The 19,854-nt window shown below is 55.8% G+C and carries 16 protein-coding genes; 8 read left to right on the forward strand and 8 right to left on the reverse strand.

From position 1 onward, the window contains the following. Positions 1-62: 62 nt before the first annotated feature. Positions 63-1,556: a dGTPase gene (dgt, locus tag LH22_RS18010; RefSeq protein ID WP_038648953.1), complete on the reverse strand. Its 1,494-nt coding sequence runs from the start codon at positions 1,554-1,556 to the stop codon at positions 63-65. 98 nt (positions 1,557-1,654) lie between these two features. Between dgt and mtnN the strand changes: the two genes are divergently transcribed. The 3 genes from mtnN (at position 1,655) to LH22_RS18025 (ending at position 3,514) form a co-directional block, all read left to right on the forward strand. Beyond that, positions 1,655-2,353, forward strand: a complete 699-nt coding sequence (gene mtnN / locus LH22_RS18015) for a 5'-methylthioadenosine/S-adenosylhomocysteine nucleosidase (RefSeq protein ID WP_038648956.1) — start codon at positions 1,655-1,657, stop codon at positions 2,351-2,353. Beyond that, positions 2,346-3,155 carry a vitamin B12 ABC transporter substrate-binding protein BtuF gene (gene btuF / locus LH22_RS18020; protein WP_038648958.1) on the forward strand — a complete coding sequence of 270 codons (810 nt, stop codon included), beginning with the start codon at positions 2,346-2,348 and terminating at the stop codon, positions 3,153-3,155. Before mtnN ends, btuF begins: the two co-directional genes overlap by 8 nt. Positions 3,156-3,262: 107 nt before the next feature. Beyond that, entirely contained in the window at positions 3,263-3,514 is a 252-nt protein-coding gene (locus LH22_RS18025; protein ID WP_038648961.1) for a hypothetical protein, read from the forward strand. Positions 3,515-3,549: 35 nt separating this feature from the next. On the opposite strand, the gene erpA is transcribed toward LH22_RS18025, so the two are convergent. Next, complete coding sequence (erpA, locus tag LH22_RS18030) at positions 3,550-3,897, reverse strand: iron-sulfur cluster insertion protein ErpA (protein WP_034829523.1); 348 nt, start codon at positions 3,895-3,897, stop codon at positions 3,550-3,552. A gap of 222 nt (positions 3,898-4,119) precedes the next feature. On the opposite strand from erpA, the gene hemL reads away from it, so the two are divergent. After that, on the forward strand, positions 4,120-5,400 hold the full coding sequence (gene hemL, locus LH22_RS18035) for a glutamate-1-semialdehyde 2,1-aminomutase (RefSeq protein WP_038648963.1): 1,281 nt from the start codon (positions 4,120-4,122) through the stop codon (positions 5,398-5,400). A 146-nt stretch (positions 5,401-5,546) separates the two neighbouring features. On the opposite strand, the gene fhuB is transcribed toward hemL, so the two are convergent. The 6 genes from fhuB to hrpB all read right to left on the reverse strand — a co-directional run bounded on the left by fhuB (position 5,547) and on the right by hrpB (position 16,831). Then, positions 5,547-7,523 carry a Fe(3+)-hydroxamate ABC transporter permease FhuB gene (gene fhuB, locus LH22_RS18040; RefSeq protein WP_038648966.1) on the reverse strand — a complete coding sequence of 659 codons (1,977 nt, stop codon included), beginning with the start codon at positions 7,521-7,523 and terminating at the stop codon, positions 5,547-5,549. Then, positions 7,523-8,401, reverse strand: a complete 879-nt coding sequence (fhuD, locus tag LH22_RS18045) for a Fe(3+)-hydroxamate ABC transporter substrate-binding protein FhuD (RefSeq protein ID WP_038648968.1) — start codon at positions 8,399-8,401, stop codon at positions 7,523-7,525. The genes fhuB and fhuD overlap by 1 nt, the downstream gene beginning before the upstream one ends. A 9-nt stretch (positions 8,402-8,410) precedes the next feature. Continuing rightward, positions 8,411-9,205, reverse strand: coding sequence for a Fe3+-hydroxamate ABC transporter ATP-binding protein FhuC (gene fhuC, locus LH22_RS18050; protein ID WP_038648971.1), 795 nt, complete (start codon positions 9,203-9,205; stop codon positions 8,411-8,413). Between the two features lie 92 nt (positions 9,206-9,297). Continuing rightward, positions 9,298-11,517 (reverse strand): ferrichrome porin FhuA, encoded by a 2,220-nt coding sequence (gene fhuA, locus LH22_RS18055; RefSeq protein WP_038648974.1) that lies wholly within the window; start codon positions 11,515-11,517, stop codon positions 9,298-9,300. 215 nt (positions 11,518-11,732) lie between these two features. Next, on the reverse strand, positions 11,733-14,261 hold the full coding sequence (mrcB, locus tag LH22_RS18060; protein WP_038648976.1) for a bifunctional glycosyl transferase/transpeptidase: 2,529 nt from the start codon (positions 14,259-14,261) through the stop codon (positions 11,733-11,735). Positions 14,262-14,359: 98 nt separating this feature from the next. Continuing rightward, entirely contained in the window at positions 14,360-16,831 is a 2,472-nt protein-coding gene (gene hrpB / locus LH22_RS18065) for an ATP-dependent helicase HrpB (protein WP_038648978.1), read from the reverse strand. 25 nt (positions 16,832-16,856) lie between these two features. On the opposite strand from hrpB, the gene thpR reads away from it, so the two are divergent. The 4 genes from thpR to gluQRS all read left to right on the forward strand — a co-directional run bounded on the left by thpR (position 16,857) and on the right by gluQRS (position 19,832). Continuing rightward, on the forward strand, positions 16,857-17,396 hold the full coding sequence (thpR, locus tag LH22_RS18070; RefSeq protein WP_038648981.1) for an RNA 2',3'-cyclic phosphodiesterase: 540 nt from the start codon (positions 16,857-16,859) through the stop codon (positions 17,394-17,396). Next, a complete protein-coding gene (gene sfsA / locus LH22_RS18075; RefSeq protein WP_038648983.1) occupies positions 17,397-18,113 on the forward strand; it encodes a DNA/RNA nuclease SfsA in 717 nt (238 codons plus the stop codon). 257 nt (positions 18,114-18,370) lie between these two features. Continuing rightward, positions 18,371-18,826, forward strand: coding sequence for an RNA polymerase-binding protein DksA (gene dksA, locus LH22_RS18080; RefSeq protein ID WP_034829547.1), 456 nt, complete (start codon positions 18,371-18,373; stop codon positions 18,824-18,826). A gap of 70 nt (positions 18,827-18,896) precedes the next feature. Continuing rightward, positions 18,897-19,832, forward strand: coding sequence for a tRNA glutamyl-Q(34) synthetase GluQRS (gene gluQRS / locus LH22_RS18085; protein WP_038648985.1), 936 nt, complete (start codon positions 18,897-18,899; stop codon positions 19,830-19,832). Positions 19,833-19,854: the final 22 nt, after the last annotated feature.

A 19,854-nucleotide genomic window follows, 5' to 3' on the forward strand; every position in this document is an offset into this window, starting at 1 on the left:
AAGTTCCTAATGAAGTTTTGGGCAAAGGTAAAAATTTATTCTTCATCTTTACAAAACTCAGCTTATTCCACGGCCATCAAACGACGATACTCATCCCACGCATAATTGTCTGTCATCCCGCTGATATAGTCCTGAATCAACCGCGAACGATAATAACGCTCCCACAACAAGCGTTGATATTTATGCTCGACAATCAGTGCCCGCATCTGCTGCTGATAAGCTTTTCGATGTTTTCCTGAAAGCTTATGAAACAGTCGCGTTTCAATCGGATATTTCGGCAGAAAATCGTCGTTCATCAGCGTAGTAAATTGTTCATAATCCAGCAACATTAATGACTGATAGATTTCCAGCAGCCCTTTTATCACCCGATAGCCTTGTAATTCGAGCTGTTCAACTTCTGGATGATTAAATACCTGCTGGCGCGCCACGGTTTTAAATAATTTCAACAGACGGCCTTCATCACCGTCATCTTCCAGCAGCGCATGATTGAAATTCCCTTCAAAAATAGCCGGAAGGTTATCGACAAAACGGCGCACGGCATGGCTAACCAACACATTTTGCACGTTAACTCGTAATGACATGAAAAATTGATCGCTCAGGCTACGGCGTTTTTTCTGGTTGGCTTCCTTCCATGCCTCGCTCACTGTGCGACTGAACGCATCACCACTATTTACCGTCCCCCAGGCTTTAAGCAGAGACTTATACAAGGTCTCAACATCAAAAATGTCTTTTTCGACCGCGTCATCTAAATCGGCAATACAGTATGAGATATCGTCAGCGGCTTCCATAATCCAGGTAAGTGGATAGCGATGATGCTCTTTAATATGGGTGGCTGCGCGTAAGTCAGCCACATATTCACGTTCGGACAAATAAAAACCCGGTTTTTTCATCAGCACGCTAAATTCTGCCGGCTTATCGCCCTGCCACCATGCGGGGGCAGTATATTTTAAAATACAGGCCACCTGCGCATAGCTAAGATTGAGCTGCAGCAGCGTATGCACCAGGCGAATTGCCTGTGCATTGCCTTCGAAGTGGCACAAATCCTGACGAATCATTGCATTTAGCTGGTTAAAATCGGCGCGCTGATGCTCATCTGCCACGCCCGCCACCAGCGGGTCCACGAGTTCAAGAGGCAGGTTGTCGTCAAACCAGTCATTGATGGCGGCTTCACCAAAGTGACCAAACGGCGGATTACCCACGTCATGCAGCAGGCAGGCCATCTCAATCAGACTCTCAAACGCGCCTTCAAACTCATCCAGCCCGTAATGTGCCAGTCCGCCGCCTTGCGTTTTCAGGTATTGCAGGATCTCTTTGGTGATATAGCGCCCGGTTTGCTGCACTTCCAGCGAGTGGGTCAAACGCGAACGCACCGCTGCATTACGCTCCAGTGGAAATACCTGAGTCTTTTGTTGCAGACGGCGGATCGCGGCAGAATTGATGATGCGGCCACGGTCACTCTCAAAGTGCCGTGTAATAAAGTATTCGCCCTCAGGATCTTTGCGGCTGGTATAAGGGCGGGTGAAACTGATCTTATTTTTGAAATTGATCGGCGCCATCATTACCCCTTATTTTTTGGTGAATTCATCCTCTGCCAGCCATGGTAGACTATGCCTCACTTTTAAGCTTTACATCCATAACTACAGCGAGATTCTTTATGAAAGCAGGCATTATTGGCGCGATGGAGCAGGAAGTCACCCTGCTGCGTGACAAAATCGAAAACCGTCAGACGCTGACGCTGGCTGGTTGTGAAATTTATACCGGCACGCTGAACGGTGTTGAGGTTGCTCTGCTGAAATCAGGCATCGGTAAAACCGCGGCGGCGCTCGGCACGACCCTGCTGCTGGAGCTGTGCAAACCCGATCTGGTGATCAATACCGGCTCTGCGGGTGGTCTGGCCGCTTCACTGAAAGTGGGCGATATCGTGGTCTCCGATGAAGTGCGTTATCACGATGCCGACGTTACCGCATTTGGTTACGAACCGGGTCAGATGGCCGGTTGCCCGGCAGCCTTTGTGGCGGATGAAAAATTGATCGCCGCTGCAGAGCAGGTGATTAAGCAGCTGGATCTCAAAGCGGTGCGCGGTTTAGTGGTCAGCGGTGATGCCTTCATCAACGGTGCTGAGCCACTGGCACGCATTCGCACCACCTTCCCACAGGCGATCGCCGTGGAGATGGAGGCCACCGCCATCGGTCACGTTTGCCACCAGTTCAAGGTGCCGTTTGTTGTGGTGCGTGCAATTTCCGATGTCGCGGACAAAGAATCCCACCTGAGCTTTGATGAGTTCCTGGTTGTTGCCGCTAAGCAATCGTCGCTGATGGTGGAAAACCTGCTGGCACAACTGGCGCGTGGCTAAATATTGGCTTCTGGGGCTATTGCTGATCGGCAATAGCCTGTTTGCCGCTGCCCCGCGCGTTATCACGCTATCGCCCCATCTCACCGAACTGGCTTTCGCTGCAGGCATTACGCCGGTAGCGGTCAGCGCCTATTCAGATTTTCCGGCGCAGGCCCAACAGCTAGAGCAGGTGGCAAACTGGCAGGGCATCAACGTTGAACGCATCCTGCAACTGAAACCGGATGTGGTGCTGGCCTGGCGCGGCGGCAATCCGCAGCGGCAGATCGATCAACTGCAACGTCTGGGCATTAAAGTCGAATGGATTGATCCGCAGACCATTGATCAGATGATTGATGCGCTAGCAGCGCTCAAACCGTGGAGTCCACAGCCTCAGCAGGCGGCGGCTGCCGCACAGGCGCTGCGCCAGCAAGAGGATGATCTGCGTCAACAGTATCAACAACGCACGCCGATCCCCCTGTTTTTGCAGTTTGGTCAACAGCCGCTGTTTACTGCATCGCGTAATACGTTGCAAAACGAAGTGATCACGCTGTGTGGCGGTAAAAATATCTTTGCTGACAGTCGCGTAAGCTGGCCACAGGTGAGCCGTGAGCAAGTGCTGGCGCGTCATCCCCAGGCGATTGTGATTGGCGGTGACCGTGCGCAAGCCGCGAATATTGTGAAATTCTGGCAACCACAACTGGCGGTGCCGGTGATTGCCATTAACGATGACTGGCTGAGCCGACCGGGTCCGCGTATCCTGCTGGCAGCCAAACAGCTGTGTGCAGATTTACATCCGGCGAAAAATAGCACCAAAAAAGATTAAAGATTCGGCAAAAATTGTCGAAAATCAAAATACAAGGCACTGCGGCCACGTATGCTCGGTGCCCTTTTTGCGCAACGCGCAACTTTTGACTTCACCAGGAATTATCAATGACCAGAGCACTGCTCCTGGCCATAGGGCTCGCGATGGCTGCGCCAATTGGCGCGGCGACCTCCACCGGCTCTATTGCCGTCACGCTGACACTCTTTTCCCGCTGCGATATCTCGCGCCAAAGCGAACAAACATTGCCATCGATTGATTGTGGACGTCACTTCAGTGCACAGCCGCGCGTGACCGAAAGCGTGCTTAAACGCGATGCGAAGCGTCGTGAGACGTCACGATTAGTGACTGTTGAGTGGTAAAGTTCTGACCGCCAGAACGGCGGTCAGAAAAGGGATCAGATGCTGAAGGAAGAGCCGCAACCGCAAGTGGTTTTCGCGTTCGGGTTTGTCACGATAAAACGTGAACCCTCAAGACCTTCGGTGTAATCAACCGAACCGCCCACCAGATACTGCAGGCTCATTGGATCAACAACCAGCGCCACGCCCTGCTTTTCAATGGTCATGTCGCCGTCATTCATTTGATCGTCAAACGTAAAACCGTACTGGAAACCACTGCAACCGCCACCGGTGATGTACACGCGCAGTTTCAGCTCTGGATTTTCTTCATCCGCGATCAAATTTTTTACTTTTTTCGCTGCTGCTTCAGTGAATTGCAAAGGCAGCGCTGCTACGTCGTCACTCATGTTTTACTCCGGGTAAACGTCCAGGTCAGAAAACGACCTTAATTCCGCTATTATCTGCCAGCCGCCCAGTGCAATCAAGTACTGCGCTTGACACTGTGTGCCGCCTGCGCTGCGCTAAAGTATAGCTTTAAAAGGCTTTCGCACCTGCTTGCCTTTCTAATCAGGCGACTCTTCCCTTAGAATGGCGCCAGAATTTTTTTCCAGAACAGCAGGAGCCGAGCAATGAGTAAGTCAGAAAACCTGTATGCCGAAGCGCAACGCCTGATCCCTGGCGGTGTGAACTCCCCGGTACGTGCTTTTACCGGTGTGGGCGGTGTGCCGCTGTTCATCGAACGCGCCGACGGCGCTTATCTGTATGACGCCGATGGCAAAGCCTACATCGACTATGTCGGTTCATGGGGCCCAATGGTGCTGGGGCATAACAACGCCAATATCCGCAATGCGGTGATTGAAGCGGCATCTCGTGGTTTAAGTTTCGGTGCCCCAACCGAAATGGAAGTGAAAATGGCCGAGCTGGTGTGTGAGCTGGTGCCAAGTATGGACATGGTGCGTATGGTGAACTCCGGCACCGAAGCCACCATGAGCGCCATCCGTCTGGCCCGTGGCTTCACCCATCGCGATAAAATCATCAAATTTGAAGGCTGCTACCACGGCCACGCAGATTGCCTGCTGGTGAAAGCCGGTTCCGGCGCGTTGACCCTGGGCCAGCCAAATTCTCCGGGTGTTCCCGCTGATTTCGCTAAACACACCCTGACCTGCACCTATAACGATTTGGCGTCCGTGCGCGAAGCCTTCGAGCAGTATCCTGACGATATCGCCTGTATCATCGTTGAGCCGGTTGCCGGCAACATGAACTGCATTCCTCCGCAGCCAGACTTCCTGCCGGGCCTGCGCGCACTCTGTGATGAATTTGGCGCACTGCTAATTATCGATGAAGTGATGACCGGTTTCCGCGTGGCGCTGGGTGGTGCTCAGGCTTATTACGATGTGACGCCGGATCTGACCTGCCTCGGCAAAATCATCGGTGGCGGCATGCCGGTGGGCGCATTTGGTGGTCGTCGTGATGTGATGGCTGCACTGGCGCCAACGGGTCCGGTTTACCAGGCGGGTACGCTTTCCGGTAACCCGATTGCCATGGCGGCCGGTTTTGCTTGTCTGACGCAGATTGCTCAACCAGGCACGCACAGCACCCTGACCGACCTCACCACTCAACTGTCTGAAGGCTTGCTGGCAGCAGCAAAAGCAGAAAACATTCCGCTGGTAATCAACCACGTTGGCGGCATGTTCGGCATTTTCTTCACCGATGCCGAGAGCGTAACCTGCTATGCCGACGTGACAAAATGCGACGTTGAGCGCTTCAAGCGCTTCTTCCACCTGATGCTGGAAGAAGGCGTTTACCTCGCACCTTCTGCTTTTGAAGCAGGCTTTATGTCACTGGCACACAGCCAGGAAGATATTCAGCGCACCATTGATGCGGCACGCCGCAGCTTTGCGAAGCTGTAAGCCATTAGCGGGCGCCATGAATGGCGCCCCTACATTGATGTGCACGTCTGTCCCTTAGGCGCTGCTGCTCCGCATACACCTATTGCCGTAATTTGCGCATTTATCCTCAGCCGCCTTACAGACACCAAATGCCGTAGCTTGCGCGTTTATGCGCGACGCAACAGCCAGATAAAATACGGCGCGCCGAAGAAGGTTGCCATTAAACCTGCCGGGATCTGATCCGGGAACGCCAGCATCCTGCCGCACCAGTCTGCAAACACCATCAATCCGCCACCTAATAATCCCGCCATCAACACCTGCGGTAATGCGCGCCTGAACCCCAGCATGCGCACGATATGCGGCGCCATCAAACCGACAAAACTCAACGGGCCGATGGTCAAAGTCGCCGTGGCCGTTAACGCCGCCGCCAGCAGCAGCAGGGCCAGACGCGAACCCGTTAATGCCATCCCTGCTGAACGTGCCGTCGCACTACCCAGCGGCAGCAGTGTGAGCCAGCGGCTCGCCAGTGGCGCGAGCGCAATGAATACGATACCTACCATGGCGCTTTGCACTGCCTGCGACATATTGATGTTGTAAGTTGAACCGGAAATCCAGCTCAGCAGGCCGCCCATGCGCGGATCGCCACTCGCCATTAGCACCATCAGCAAGGTGACAAAGGCACTGTTAAGCGCCATGCCCGCGAGCAACATACGCTCCGGTGAGAAACCTCCGCGACTGGCGACCAGCATAATCACCAGCAGTGTCAGCGCCGCGCCTAATGCGCCAGCGGGCAGCAGCCACGCCACGGCGTCACCCGGCACAAAGAACATCATCACGACCACACCACAGGCCGCGCCGGAACTGATGCCTAACACTTCCGGACTTGCCATCGGGTTACCAGTGAGACGCTGAATCAACGCACCTGCCACACCCAGCATCATCCCCACGACTAACGCCGCCAGCACACGTGGTGCACGCCAGGGCAGCAGTTGATGTAGCATCTCGCCACTCACCCAGGTCCAGCTGTGTGCATCACGACCAAAGGAGATACCGATAACGCTCAGCAGCGCCAGCACCCCAAGGCCAATGACACACCACAGCACCACCTTTTGGCGTTCTGCCGGCACCTTGTCACCCATATTCATCGCCGGTGGAACCGAGCCGGTACGTAAACGCGGCAACAGCCACAGCAGAATCGGGACGCCAATCAACGCGGTGGCTGTGCCGGTGGAAACCTCACGCCAGTGGCTGGTCAGCCACAATACGCACTGATCGGCCAGCCACAGCAGTAAGGCACCAATCAGCGGAGCCAGCAGCATGCGGCTGAGTAAGCGACGCCCTCCGAGCATTTTCGCCAGCAGTGGTGCAAACAGCCCGATAAAACCGATAATCCCGGCGACGTTCACTAACTGCGCACTCAACAGAATCGCCAGAGCGAGTGCGCCGACGCGCGCAGCAGACAGTGCCAGACCGAGGTTTTTTGCTACGCCGTCATCAAGCCCCATGAGCGTCAGGGGACGCAGCAATGCCAGCGCCACGACAAAAGCCAGCAACAGACGCGGCCACAGCATGGCGACGTTGTGCCCATCCATCTGATTCAGTGCGCCGGTGCTCCACAGGAACATATTCAGCAGTTGGTCGTGATTAAAGATGGCAAAGATTTGATTCACCGAGCCGGCATACAGGCTCAGGACCAGCCCGGCGAGGATCAGCGTCACGGGTGACAGCCGTTTGCCCCAGGCCACGCCAAATACCAGGATGCCCACCAGCACTGCGCCCGCCATCGCAGCAAATTGCTGCGTCAGCTCACCGCCCGGCAAGTGCCAGAGCGTGGCGACCGTGATACCGAGCTGTGCGCCGGAAGACACACCCAACGTGGTTGGTTCCGCCAGCGGATTGCGCAGCACCTGCTGAAACAGTAAACCGGCCAATCCGAGACCTGCCCCCACCAACAGCGCCAGAGCCAGACGCGATAACAGGCTGTGATGGAAGACCACCTGTTGGATACTGTTGATGTCCGGCGCAAAGAAGGCTTGTGCCCACTGCGCCGTTGGCAGCGCGTCACGCAGATTGATAAAAGTCAGCGCCAGCGCCAGTAAAAACATGCTGCTTAGCAGCATCACAGGAAAGAGACGATGGCGCATCAGTGCGACTCCAGCGCGTGTTCCAGCACGCGGACAAATTTCAGTGCTGAATAGGTCGCGCCGTAATACCAGACGGCAGGCACACGCTTGAAGCGGCCCGCGCGGATAAACGGCAGCGCCTGCCACAGCGCAGTTTTCATCACCTGCTGCATGTCACGATCGTTATCGTGATCAAAACAGATCACCTGCACATCGCCGACATCGGCTAACCGCTCAAGCCCAACCACGGCACTGCCCCAGAAATTGGTTTCACCCTGCCAGGCGTTACTCAGGCCAAGGATTTCCATCACTTCGAGGAACAGACTGTTGGTGCCAAACGTGATGGCGTGACGGCTGTCCATCAATGACATCAGCAGCACCGGACGATCTGCCCAGGGTTTAAGACGCTCGCGCGCTGCCGCGAGCTGCTCATCCAGGAATTGCAGATGCTGTACCGCCTGCGCTTCCCGTCCCAGTCGGGCACCAAGCGCATGCAGTGATTTGCGAGCAGTACTTAACGGTTTGCCGTCCCCGCTATTCAGATCAAAGCCCATGGTCGGCGCGATGCGTTCGAGTTTATCCAATCCCGGACCGTAGCCGTTGGAGTGCAGAATTAAGGAAGGTTCGAGCTGCGTCATCAGTTCCAGATTGGGTTCGGTGCGCAGGCCGAGATCGATGGTGCTGGCGGATAGCATCGGCTCGCCAACCCAGATGTTGTAGTTACGCAAATCAGCCACACCGAGCGGCGATACACCGAGCGCCATCAGTAGCTCAACGGGTAGCCATTCCAGCGCCAGGATGCGCTGCAGATCGGGCGTTGCCGCACGCAATGGGGCTACGTTCATCAGTGGCGTCAGTGCCAGCGCCGTCAGCAAGCGACGGCGTGAAATGTCGAACATGGCGAGGCCTCAGTAAACAAAACTGACGGGAGCACCGCCTTGTGGATGGGGTAAGATGCCCATCGGAATACCGTAGATATTGCCCAGCACATCGGCCTGCATGATGACGTCAGGCCCGCCTTCCGCAATCATTTCGCCGCCTCGCAGCGCCACCAGACGGTCGCAATAACGCGCCGCCATATTGATGTCATGCAGCACGGCAATCACCGTTAACCCGCGCTCACGGCTGAGACGTTGAATCAGTGCCAGCACATCAACCTGATGGGCGATATCCAGCGCTGAAGTGGGTTCATCCAGCAGCAGGCAGCGGCTATTTTGCGCCACCAGCATCGCCAACCACGCACGCTGACGTTCGCCGCCGGACAGGCTATCGACTAGACGCCCGGCAAACGGTTTCAGTCCCACCAGCGTAATCGCTTCCTCTACGCGGTCGCGATCTTCCTGGCCATAGCGCCCAAGTGCACCGTGCCAGGGATAACGACCAATCGCCACCAGCTCACGCACCGTCATCCCTTCTGCCGCCGGTAACTGCTGCGGCAAATACGCCACCTGGCGCGCAAAATCTTTGCTGCCCCAGTTCTCCACCGCATCGCGGTTCAACAGCACCTGGCCTTCACTCGCCGCATGGTGACGCCCCAGCATTTTCAGCAAGGTGGATTTACCCGAGCCGTTGTGACCAATCAGCGCCGTCACTTTACCCGGCGCAAAGGTGAGTGAAAGTGGATGCAGCAACGTGCGCCCAGGCACGCGAAAGCTGACATTATCCAGCGTGAAGGTGGTTTCTTCGTGGTGCGGATGCTGCATGGTGATTCCTGGTTAATAAGCACAAAACCGATTTGATTCTGAAGGGGCGGCCCTGAGGCCGCCCAAAATCACAACATCTTCGTCCTGACGAATCAGAAGCGGAAGGTGGCAGTACCAACGATTTGACGTTCAGCGCCCCAGTAGCAAGCGTAATCACGGTAGCAGCTGGCAACGTATTCACGATCGAACAGGTTGTTGATATTAACACCCACAGAAGAGCCTGGCAGACCGAAACGGCCGAGGTCATATTTCAGCGCTGCGTCGACGGTGGTGTAACCCGCTACGTCGAAGTTTTGGTTTGAGTTACTGCCATTCTGCGTGTTCTCTGCATATAACCCTTTGCTTTCACCTACATAACGCACACCCGCACCCAGTGTCACACCTGACAATGCCGTTTCGTGGAAAGTGTAATCCCCCCACAGCGATGCCATGTGCTTCGGCACCTGCACTGGTGTTCTACCTTTCAGCACTGTGTCTTCAGTGTATTCGGCATCGGTATAGGTATAAGACGCCGTCATGTTGATGTTGGCGTTCAGTGCTGCCTTGGCTTCCAATTCAACACCGCGTGAACGGATTTCACCGCTCTGAATACTGGCAAACTGATGCGTTGGATCAGGATCGGCCGTAAGGTTCTTCGTTTTTGTCAGCTCATATACTGCTGCCGTCAAGACGACTGGACGATCTTTAGGTACATACTTCACACCCGCTTCATACTGTTTAGCGCGCGATGGGTCAAATGCCTGACCTCCCCAGGTTGAGCCTGAGTTAGGTATGAAAGCTTCGCTATAACTAAAGTAAGGTGCTATGCCGTTGTCGAAGACATAGTTTAGCCCTCCACGCCAGGTGAAGGCTTGATCATTTTGACGATCAACAGAACCGGCAACGCGATCATAAACGGAGGTCATAGCGTAATCGTAACGCCCCCCCAAGGTCAGCACCCAGCGGTTCCATTCCATTTGATCTTGAGCATAAAGGCCTGTTTGGCGCTGCTTATTTAGATGCTGATAAGGATCGGCATAGGGGAACGTGGTGTCATCACCATATTGCGGGTTGAAAGGGTTCAGACTATTGGCAGTACCGAATTGAGCATCAATATCATTACGCATGCGTTGGAAATCCACCCCAAGCAGCAAAGTGTGCTCAACGGCACCTGTATCAAATTTTGCCTGCGCCTGAGTATCCACGGAGAACTCATTCAGCTTCTCATCGGATAAGGCTGAGTAGCGAGTAATATTCCTGGCAGCTTCATTGTAACCAAAGCCGTAAATACTGCGATATCCGGTACGCATATCCGCATAACGCAGATTCTGGCGCACCGTCCAGGTATCGTTGAAGCTGTGTTCGAAGTTGTAGCCCACCATTTTGGTGTTACGCGAAATCTTATTGCTGTCTTCGCCTTCATCAAAGTTGGTGGGCAGTTTGTAGCTGCTGCCGTCCGGGCGGGTAATGCCGACCACGGTGCCCTGACGCGGCAACCAGCCGTAATAACCGGTTTCCGGCTCGTTCTGGAAATAGGTCAGCAAATCAAAGCGGGTATTGGCATCCGGACGCCAGCTGAACGAAGGCGCGATGGTATAACGCTTCTCTTTGTTCATATCCTGCTGCGCGTCTGCACTGCGAGCCAGACCGGTCACGCGATAGCTGTACACGCCGTCATCATCCAGCGATCCGCCGAAATCGAAGCCGGTAGAGAACAGGTTATCGGTGCCCATCTGGAACTGCACTTCACGCAGTGTTTCCTGCGTCGGGCGCTTGCTGACCAGTGACACCACGCCGCCTGGGTTGCTCTTGCCGTACAACACTGAAACCGGGCCACGCAGCAGTTCTGCACGCTCAAAGAAGTAAGGATCGATGGCAAACTCGGAGTAGTTGTCACCCTGCAGTTTCAAACCATCAAGATACTGGTTGGTGTTGGTTTCACTAAAGCCACGAATCGACAGCGCATCGATCACACTGGAGCTACCGCGGTTACCGGTCAGCACACCCGCCGTGTAATTGAACGCCCCTTTCACGCTGGTCACCGCGTGCATCGCCATCTCTTCCTGCGTCACCACCGAAACCGACTGCGGGTTTTTCTCAATGGGCGTATCCGTTTTCGTGCCGGTGGCACTGTGCTTAGCGGCAATGGTAGGAGCCGGGCCCCAGGCGCTTTCCTGCGCAACGGTGTTACCGCCATTGGCGGTCACCACCACGGTATCTTCTGCCAGCGCCTGCGCGCTCAGCGTACCCAGTGTTAAAGAAATCAATAAAGCGAGCGGACGACGGGAGGTCGCAGCACGCGCAGAACAAGGATTGAAATTTCGCGCATTCATAAAAAGGATCTCTCGAAAAAGGAAACGATGCAGGCGAATGAAAACGAGAATGATTATTAGACGCACGAATTTTAGGCGAAGTCCTGCAAGATCCGCAAGATGTAATGGCTGATGGCGGTGCGTTTGCGACCAGATCGTGCATATCCATGATCGCGAATAACAATCGTGCAGACGTAAAAAAGGGCGCCGAAGCGCCCTGTGCTTTCTGCAGCTAACTATTTGCTGCCGAACATATCTTTGATCCAGCCAGCTACGCCATCAGCATCTTTTTGCTCGTCCTGCGGCTGCTGAGGTGACTGCTGCTGCGGTTGCGACTCTTGCTGCTGTTGGATCTGCTGCTGCTGTTGCTGACACAGCGAGGCTGGATCCAACGTCCACACCGGCAGCGAACGCCAGGTGCTGCTGCCCGAACCACAGACGAAGTTACCGGCGGAATCGACATTCATCTGCGTAATATCTTCCGGCGGTGTCAACTGCAGCGGCATCGGGGCCTGGTTATCGAGATAGCGACGATAAATTTGCATCGCTCCGCTCGCACCATACAGCTTCGAGGTTTGGTTATTGTCGCGGCCCACCCAGGTGATGGCCACTTCTTTGCCATCAACGCCCGCAAACCAGCTGTCGATCAGATCATTGGTGGTACCCGTTTTACCTGCCAGATGGGCATTAGGATAACGCGCGCCCAGCGCCCGCGCCGTACCGTGATCGGCGACCTGCTGCATGCTGTACAACGTCAGATAAGCCGCCTGTGCCGGTTCGACACGCTGCGCCTGCGGGAAGCTCTGATACAGCACAGTCCCATCTTCCGCAATCACCGAGCGCACCGCAGAGAGATCTGCGCGGTTACCGCCACTGGCAATCGACTGGAATGCCTGAGCGACTTCAATCGGTGTCAGGTTCAGGGCACCCAGCAGCATCGCTGGCACCGGATTCAGCTGATCCTTCGGTACGCCGAGCTTCGTCCAGGTATCAACCACGGAATTCAGCCCTAACGTCATACCCAGATTAACCGTTGGCACGTTCATTGAGTTGGTCAGCGCATCCACTAACATCACTTTGCCACTGAAGCGCTTGTCGTCATTCATTGGTTTCCAGATCGATCCATTAGGCTGTTTCAGCGCAATAGGTTCGTCGGCAATCCAACTGTTCAGACGATAGGTATTGGGTTGGCCTAAGGCAGTGAGATAAGTCGCCGGTTTAGCCAGTGAACCGATAGAACGACGCGCCTGCAGCGCACGGTTGTAACCGGCAAACTGCGGATCGGCACCGCCCACCATCGCGCGCACTTCGCCGCTGAAGCGGTCAACCACCACCATCGCGGTTTCCAAATCCTTCAGACCGCGCTGTTTCTTCAGTGCCGGAATGCCATCTTCCACCGCTTTTTCTGCGGCATCCTGCGAAATCGGATCCAGCGTAGTGAAGATCTTCACGCCAGAGAGATCTTTCACCTTGTCGCCCAGTTTGGCCTGCAATTCGTTACGCACCATCTGCATAAACGCAGGCTGAGGCGTAATCACTCCGCCTTTCGGCTGCACGCCCAGCGGACGCGCTGACAGCATGTCGTACAGCTCCTGATCGATGACATTCTGCTGTTGCAGCAGACGCAGGACCAGGTTACGACGCTCCAGCGCCAGTTTCGGGTTGCGCCATGGGTTATAGAGTGACGCCCCTTTCACCATGCCGACCAACATCGCCTGCTGATCGAGGCTCAGCTCATCCACCGGACGACCGAAGTAATACAAACTCGCCAGCGGGAAGCCACGGATCTGATCGTTGCCTGCCTGACCGAGGTACACCTCGTTGAGATACAGCTCAAGGATGCGATCTTTGCTGTAGCGCGCATCCATGATCACCGCCATGTAAGCTTCACGCGCTTTACGCCAGAGTGAACGCTCGTTGGTAAGGAACAGGTTTTTCACCAGCTGCTGGGTCAAGGTACTGCCGCCCTGCACCGCTTTACCGGCGGTGATATTGGCAAGGAATGCACGACCAATCGAGTACGGGCTTATGCCGTCGTGTTCGTAGAAGTGGCGGTCTTCGGTCGCGATCAGCGTGCTGACCAGCAGATCCGGGAAGCCCGCGCGCGGCACGAACAGACGCTGCTCACCGTTCGGCGATTGCAGCATGGTGATCAAGCGTGGATCGAGGCGGAAGAAGCCAAAATCACGCCCGGTATCGAGGTTTTTGATCTCGCTCAGTTCGTTGTTGCTAAACGTCAGACGGGCGTTGATCTGCCCCTCTTTGCTGTCCGGGAAATCAAACGGACGACGCAGCAGATCGATGGTGTTGCCTTTGACGCTAAATTCGCCCGGACGGGTAATGCGCGACACTTCGCGATACTGCGTGCCTTCCAGCAGCGCAATCATCTCTTTTTTGTCGTACGACATCCCCGGCTCAAGGCTCACCATGCGGCCGTAAACAGCGGCAGGCAACTGCCACACTTTACCGTCGATGCGGCTGCGGATTTCAGAGTCGAGATAGATGCCCCAGGCAACCATCACTACCACAAAGACCAGGAAAAGCTTAATTAACCAGCCTAACCAACGACGTTTGCCGCGTGGCGGACGTTTTCCTTTCCCTTTACCTTTTGGTGGCACCGGTGTGCTCTCCTCATCATCTTCGTCAAAATCGTCCTGATCGATATCATCATCAAGCTCCCTGCGGCGACCCCGGCGCGCAGTGGTGCGCGGCGGCTTTGGCGCTTTTCCTTTACGCCCAATAGGTTCGCGATCGTTCCCAGACATGCTTTTATTCTCCAGGCATAGCTACGGCTGCGGCCGTTACTCTAACTGCTTTCTCGTGCTGCGCATGGCAGAACCCTCTGAATTCGATCCACAGCGTGTCACGATGAAAATTTCTTGGTGCGCCTTGTCGGTAAGGCGCTGGCCGGATCGTCGGGCCAGGGATGTTTGGGATAGCGTCCTTTCATCTCTTTTTGCACTTCTGGATACGCTCCCCGCCAGAACGCTGCAAGGTCACGGGTGATCTGCAACGGCCGGTGCGCGGGTGAGAGCAACTCCAGCACCAGCGGAATGCGGCCTTCGGCCACCGCGGGATTTTGCGCTTCCCCAAACATCTCCTGCATACGCACTGCCAACGCCGGAGGCTTTTCAGCATCGTAACGAATAGGCAGGCGACTTCCGGTCGGCACAGTGTAATGAGTTGGCAGCACAGTATCCAGCCGCTGACGTTGTGACCATGTCAGCAAATGTAATAATGCGCTGACAAGATTGACGCCCTGCAGACTCCTGAGATCGCGCACGGATCCCATCTCGGGTAACAGCCAGCGTTCAAGCGAATCGAGCAAGCTCTCATCATCCAGCGCTGGCCACGCCTCTTCCGGCAGCCAGGACGCGGCACAGTGCAAGCGCAAGCGCAGCTGTTCGGCTTCGGGGGTCCAGCCGAGTACCGAGAGCCCTTTTTCGCGGATCCAGCGCAACATCGCCGGGTGTAAAATCTCCGGTTCCGGTCGCGCCTGCGGCTGTGCTTTTAGGACCAGCGCACCCACGAGTTCCCGTTTCCAGGCGCGCAATGTCCCTTTCTCTTCATCCCATTCCACATCAATGCGCTGCGACACCAGTGCAGGACATTGCTGGCGTAACGCACTTATCTCTACCGGCAGCGCCAGTAACATGCGCGCTTCGGCGGCACTGGCGCCCTGTAACAGGGTCGGCGCGATTAACCACTCATAGCGACTCAGGCCATCCTGTTCATCCAGCATCGCGCCGATACCGTTAGCCAGCTGATAGCGTGCGCTGTCGCCTCGCCGCTGCGCCAGACGATCGGCAAAGCCTGCCACCAATAATGCGGGGAAAAGATCGGGATTGACGCGACCATCGCTGGCATTCAACCGTTGCTGCCATTGACGCGCGCGCCTTTGCCAATGCGGCTGTGGTCGATTAAGGGCATCGCGCAAATCTGCACTACCGTTGCGCGGTGGATCTTCCAGTATCGCCACCAGCAGAGCGGCACTGGCGATGGCATCGTGGCTCTGTGCCGCACACAGAATCGCCGTCAAACGCGGATCGCTGCCAAGCGTCGCCATTTTACGGCCGCGCGCGTTAAGCCTGCCGTTTTCTAATGCGCCTAAGCGCGTGAGCAAAGCCTGTGCCGCTCGCAAGCTGCGTGGCGGTGGCGCGTCCAGCCAGCAGAGCTGTGACGCATCCTGGCAACCCCATTGCAGCAAATCGATCTGCAGCGCGGCCAAATCGCTATTGAGGATTTCGGGTTCACTTTGCGCCGCTGCACGCATCGCCTGCTCCTGCGGCAGCAAATGCAGGCAAATGCCGGGTTCAAGACGCCCGGCTCGCCCGGCTCGCTGGGTCATGGAAGCCTGGCTGATGCGTTGCGTTTGCAGGCGCGTTACGCCGCTACGCATATCAAACTGTGCCGAACGCTCCAGCGCGCTATCCACCACTAAGCGGATACCTTCAATGGTGAGACTGGTTTCGGCAATGTTAGTGGCGAGCACCACTTTGCGGCGACCGGCGGGCGCAGGCAGAATCGCGCGACGCTGCGCATCCAATGAGAGCGCACCATATAAAGGAGAGAGATCCACGTCTTCACCGACGCGGGATTCCAGCTCGCGCTTCACGCGCTCAATCTCTGCCACGCCCGGCAGGAACAACAGCAGCGAACCCGACTCCTCACGCAGCAACTGCGCCACTTCTCGCGCCACCGCTTCGTCAAAACGCTGTTGCGGGTTGAGAGAGGCATAACGGCGTGTCACCGGAAAGCTGCGTCCTTCAGAGACAATAAAAGGCGCAGCAGGCAGCAGCTGACGCAACCGATCGTTATCCAGCGTTGCGGACATCAGCAGAATTTTCAGGTCATCGCGCAGCCCCTGTTGTACATCCAGCAGCAGCGCCAGTGCTAAATCGGCCTGCAGACTACGCTCATGAAACTCATCGAGGATCACCAGCGACACGCCTTCAAGCATGGGATCGCGCTGCAGCATGCGTGTCAGAATGCCTTCGGTCACCACTTCCAGTCGCGTATGGGGGCCGCAGCAGTTTTCGCCGCGCATACGGTATCCCACAGTGGCTCCGGGCTGTTCACCCAACTGATCCGCCAGGCGCTGCGCCACATTACGCGCCGCCAGACGACGCGGCTCAAGCATAATGATGCGCCCCGTCAGCACCGACTGCTGTAGCAATTGCAGCGGCAGCCAGGTCGATTTTCCCGCGCCGGTGGGTGCCGCCAGTAAAACTTGTGATGACTGAGACAATGCATCGAGCAATGCAGGCAGCACCTCACTTACCGGTAATTCACTCACACTTAACTCCCACTCTGCCTGTGCTAACATGGCGCGCATTGTAGCACTCAACGGCCACGTCACCATGTCGATACAACGTCTGTTTTTTGCCCTCGAACTGCCCGCGCCGCTCCAGCAACAGCTGGTACAGTGGCGTGCAGATCACTTTGCAGAAGAGGCAGGAAAACCGGTGGCCGCCGCCAATCTGCATCTGACGCTGGCGTTTCTGGGGGATGTCAGTGCTGAGACCTCGCAGCAGTTACAGCAGTTAGCTTCGCGCATTGTCCAGCCCGGTTTTAGCCTGGATTTGGATGATGCGGGGCACTGGCCGCGTCCTGGCGTCGTGTGGCTTGGCTGCCAACGTGCGCCGCGTGGCTTGTTGCAGTTAGCGAGCTTGCTGCGTGCGCAGGCGGCACGACACGGCTGCGCGCAGAGTGCGCAGCCTTTTCATCCGCATATCACCCTGTTGCGCCACGCCACACAAAAAGTGGCCTTACCACCGCGCGGCTTTCACTGGCGCTACGATGTCAGTGACTTTGCGCTGTTCTCATCGACTTTTAGTCAGGGACGCACCCGTTATCGGCGGCTGGCGCGCTGGCCATTGCCTTCTTCGTCAGGAGCCTGAATGCAGTTTGATCCACCGCTAAAACCCGCTCGTCTTATCGCGCGCTATAAGCGCTTTCTTGCCGATGTCGTGACACCAGAGGGTGAGACACTGACCATTCACTGCGCCAACACCGGCGCGATGACCGGCTGCGCCACACCGGGTGATACCGTGTGGTATTCCACTTCAGACAGCACCACGCGCAAGTATCCGCACAGCTGGGAACTGACCGAGACACAACAAGGCCACTGGATCTGTGTGAACACCCTCAGAGCCAATCAACTGGTGCGTGAAGCCTTAACCCTTGACGCGATTCCAGAATTGTCCGCTTACAGCCACTGCCAACCTGAAGTGAAATACGGTACGGAAAAAAGCCGAATTGACTTCCTGCTGCAAGCGGAGGGCAGATCAAACTGCTATATTGAAGTCAAGTCCGTCACCCTTTTACAGCAGGGTAAAGGCTTTTTTCCGGATGCGGTGACGGCTCGGGGACAGAAGCATCTGCGCGAACTCAGTACTATCGCGGCAGAGGGTCATCGAGCTGTTTTGTTGTTCGCCGTTCTGCATACGGGGATTGAGGACGTCTCCCCGGCGCGCCATATCGACGCACACTACGCAGAACTACTGGGACAGGCTCAACGCTGTGGAGTGGAAGTGTTGGCGTATCAGGCTCAGATTTCACCTGCTCAAATGTTACTCACTCAGCCCGTCGCCGTGACGATTAACGCAGAGTTGTAATATTTATAGCAATTTGCTGTGATAGGAATGTTCTGGCCGGTGCGCTAAATACGCTGTTCCTCACAGGCTTGTCAAGGTGCGAATATGAATAATTGCCAACCTTGACTGCTTCTGCTATTTATAGCGGCCTGTTTTTTCCCTGATGGGAATCGATATACCCCTTAATAATTCGCGTTGCAGGCAGTCGGTGGTCATTTAGCCAATGCACATGCAACCTGAAGTATGACGGGAAGGGCGTGTTATCCAGGAGAAACAACATGCAAGAAGGGCAAAACCGTAAAACATCGTCCCTGAGTATCCTCGCCATCGCTGGTGTGGAGCCGTATCAGGTGAAACCGGGCGAAGAGTATATGAACGACGCCCAACTGAGCCATTTCCGCAAGATTCTGGAAGCCTGGCGCAACCAACTTCGGGATGAAGTAGACCGCACTGTGTCACATATGCAGGACGAAGCTGCTAACTTCCCGGATCCGGTAGACCGTGCCGCACAGGAAGAAGAGTTCAGTCTGGAATTACGTAACCGCGATCGTGAGCGTAAACTGATCAAAAAGATCGAAAAAACGCTGAAGAAAGTGGATGACGACGATTTCGGCTACTGTGATTCTTGTGGTGTAGAAATTGGTATTCGTCGCCTTGAAGCGCGTCCGACCGCCGATCTCTGCATCGACTGCAAAACGCTGGCTGAAATCCGCGAGAAGCAGATGGCAGGCTAATGGCCGTGAGCAGACTGTCGCCGCACTGCCGGGAAAACCACTGTTTTCCCGACGTGCGGTGCACCTCAATATGACCGCACTCCTCTCCTCCTGCGTTGGGCGCTTCGCCCCCTCTCCTTCTGGTGATCTGCATTTTGGTTCGCTGATAGCCGCATTAGGCAGCTATCTGAGCGCACGTGCGCAACAAGGCCGCTGGCTGGTGCGCATTGAAGATATCGATCCACCACGGGAAGTGGCAGGCGCAGCCACGCGCATCCTGCAACAGCTGGAACACTATGGCCTGCATTGGGATGGCGACGTGTTATGGCAGTCGCAGCGCCATGATGCCTACCGGGAAGCGCTGAATTGGCTGCAACAGCATCGTCAAAGCTACTTCTGCACCTGCACGCGCAGTCGTATTCAGCAGCTCGGGGGCTTCTATGACGGCCACTGCCGGGAATTGCATCTCCCCGCAGAAAACGCCGCGCTGCGTTTGCGTCAGCATCGGCCGGTGTATGGCTTTGACGATCGCCTGCGTGGTCACTTAGCCGCCGAACCCTCGCTGGCGGAAGAGGACTTTATTATCCATCGTCGGGATGGGCTGTTTGCTTACAACCTGGCGGTGGTGGTGGATGACCATTTTCAGGGTGTAACGGAAATCGTTCGTGGGGCAGATTTGATCGAACCCACGGTGCGTCAAATCGCGCTCTACCAGCAGTTCGACTGGCCGGTGCCGGCATATCTGCACCTGCCACTGGCCATCAATGACGAGGGTAATAAGCTCTCGAAACAGAATCATGCGCCCGCTTTACCCGCGGGGGACGCGCGTCCATTGCTGGTGCACGCGTTGCGTTTGTTGGGTCAACCGATACTGGAGGGTTGGCAAGATGCCACCACGGAGCAATTACTGAAGCACGCAGTGGCTCGGTGGAGTATCCAACTGATCCCACAACAGAACGCGCGAATAGCGGATGAGGCGACATCGCCATTCCTAAATGGTTCGCAACAGGCTATGATTAGCCGCTGATTTATTAACACCCTTTTTATCA

This window comes from Pantoea rwandensis (assembly GCF_000759475.1).
GTDB lineage: Bacteria > Pseudomonadota > Gammaproteobacteria > Enterobacterales > Enterobacteriaceae > Pantoea > Pantoea rwandensis_B.

Bases quoted from the DNA above. Each gene is read 5' to 3' on its own strand.
- gluQRS (WP_038648985.1), top strand. From the start codon at position 18,897: ATGACCGCACTCCTCTCCTCCTGCGTTGGGCGCTTCGCCCCCTCTCCT.
- mtnN (WP_038648956.1), top strand. From the start codon at position 1,655: ATGAAAGCAGGCATTATTGGCGCGATGGAGCAGGAAGTCACCCTGCTG.
- thpR (WP_038648981.1), top strand. From the start codon at position 16,857: ATGTCGATACAACGTCTGTTTTTTGCCCTCGAACTGCCCGCGCCGCTC.
- dgt (WP_038648953.1), bottom strand. From the start codon at position 1,556: ATGGCGCCGATCAATTTCAAAAATAAGATCAGTTTCACCCGCCCTTAT.
- sfsA (WP_038648983.1), top strand. From the start codon at position 17,397: ATGCAGTTTGATCCACCGCTAAAACCCGCTCGTCTTATCGCGCGCTAT.
- fhuC (WP_038648971.1), bottom strand. From the start codon at position 9,205: ATGCAGCATCCGCACCACGAAGAAACCACCTTCACGCTGGATAATGTC.
- fhuD (WP_038648968.1), bottom strand. From the start codon at position 8,401: ATGTTCGACATTTCACGCCGTCGCTTGCTGACGGCGCTGGCACTGACG.
- hrpB (WP_038648978.1), bottom strand. From the start codon at position 16,831: ATGCGCGCCATGTTAGCACAGGCAGAGTGGGAGTTAAGTGTGAGTGAA.
- LH22_RS18025 (WP_038648961.1), top strand. From the start codon at position 3,263: ATGACCAGAGCACTGCTCCTGGCCATAGGGCTCGCGATGGCTGCGCCA.
- mrcB (WP_038648976.1), bottom strand. From the start codon at position 14,261: ATGTCTGGGAACGATCGCGAACCTATTGGGCGTAAAGGAAAAGCGCCA.
- dksA (WP_034829547.1), top strand. From the start codon at position 18,371: ATGCAAGAAGGGCAAAACCGTAAAACATCGTCCCTGAGTATCCTCGCC.
- fhuB (WP_038648966.1), bottom strand. From the start codon at position 7,523: ATGCGCCATCGTCTCTTTCCTGTGATGCTGCTAAGCAGCATGTTTTTA.
- fhuA (WP_038648974.1), bottom strand. From the start codon at position 11,517: ATGAATGCGCGAAATTTCAATCCTTGTTCTGCGCGTGCTGCGACCTCC.
- erpA (WP_034829523.1), bottom strand. From the start codon at position 3,897: ATGAGTGACGACGTAGCAGCGCTGCCTTTGCAATTCACTGAAGCAGCA.
- hemL (WP_038648963.1), top strand. From the start codon at position 4,120: ATGAGTAAGTCAGAAAACCTGTATGCCGAAGCGCAACGCCTGATCCCT.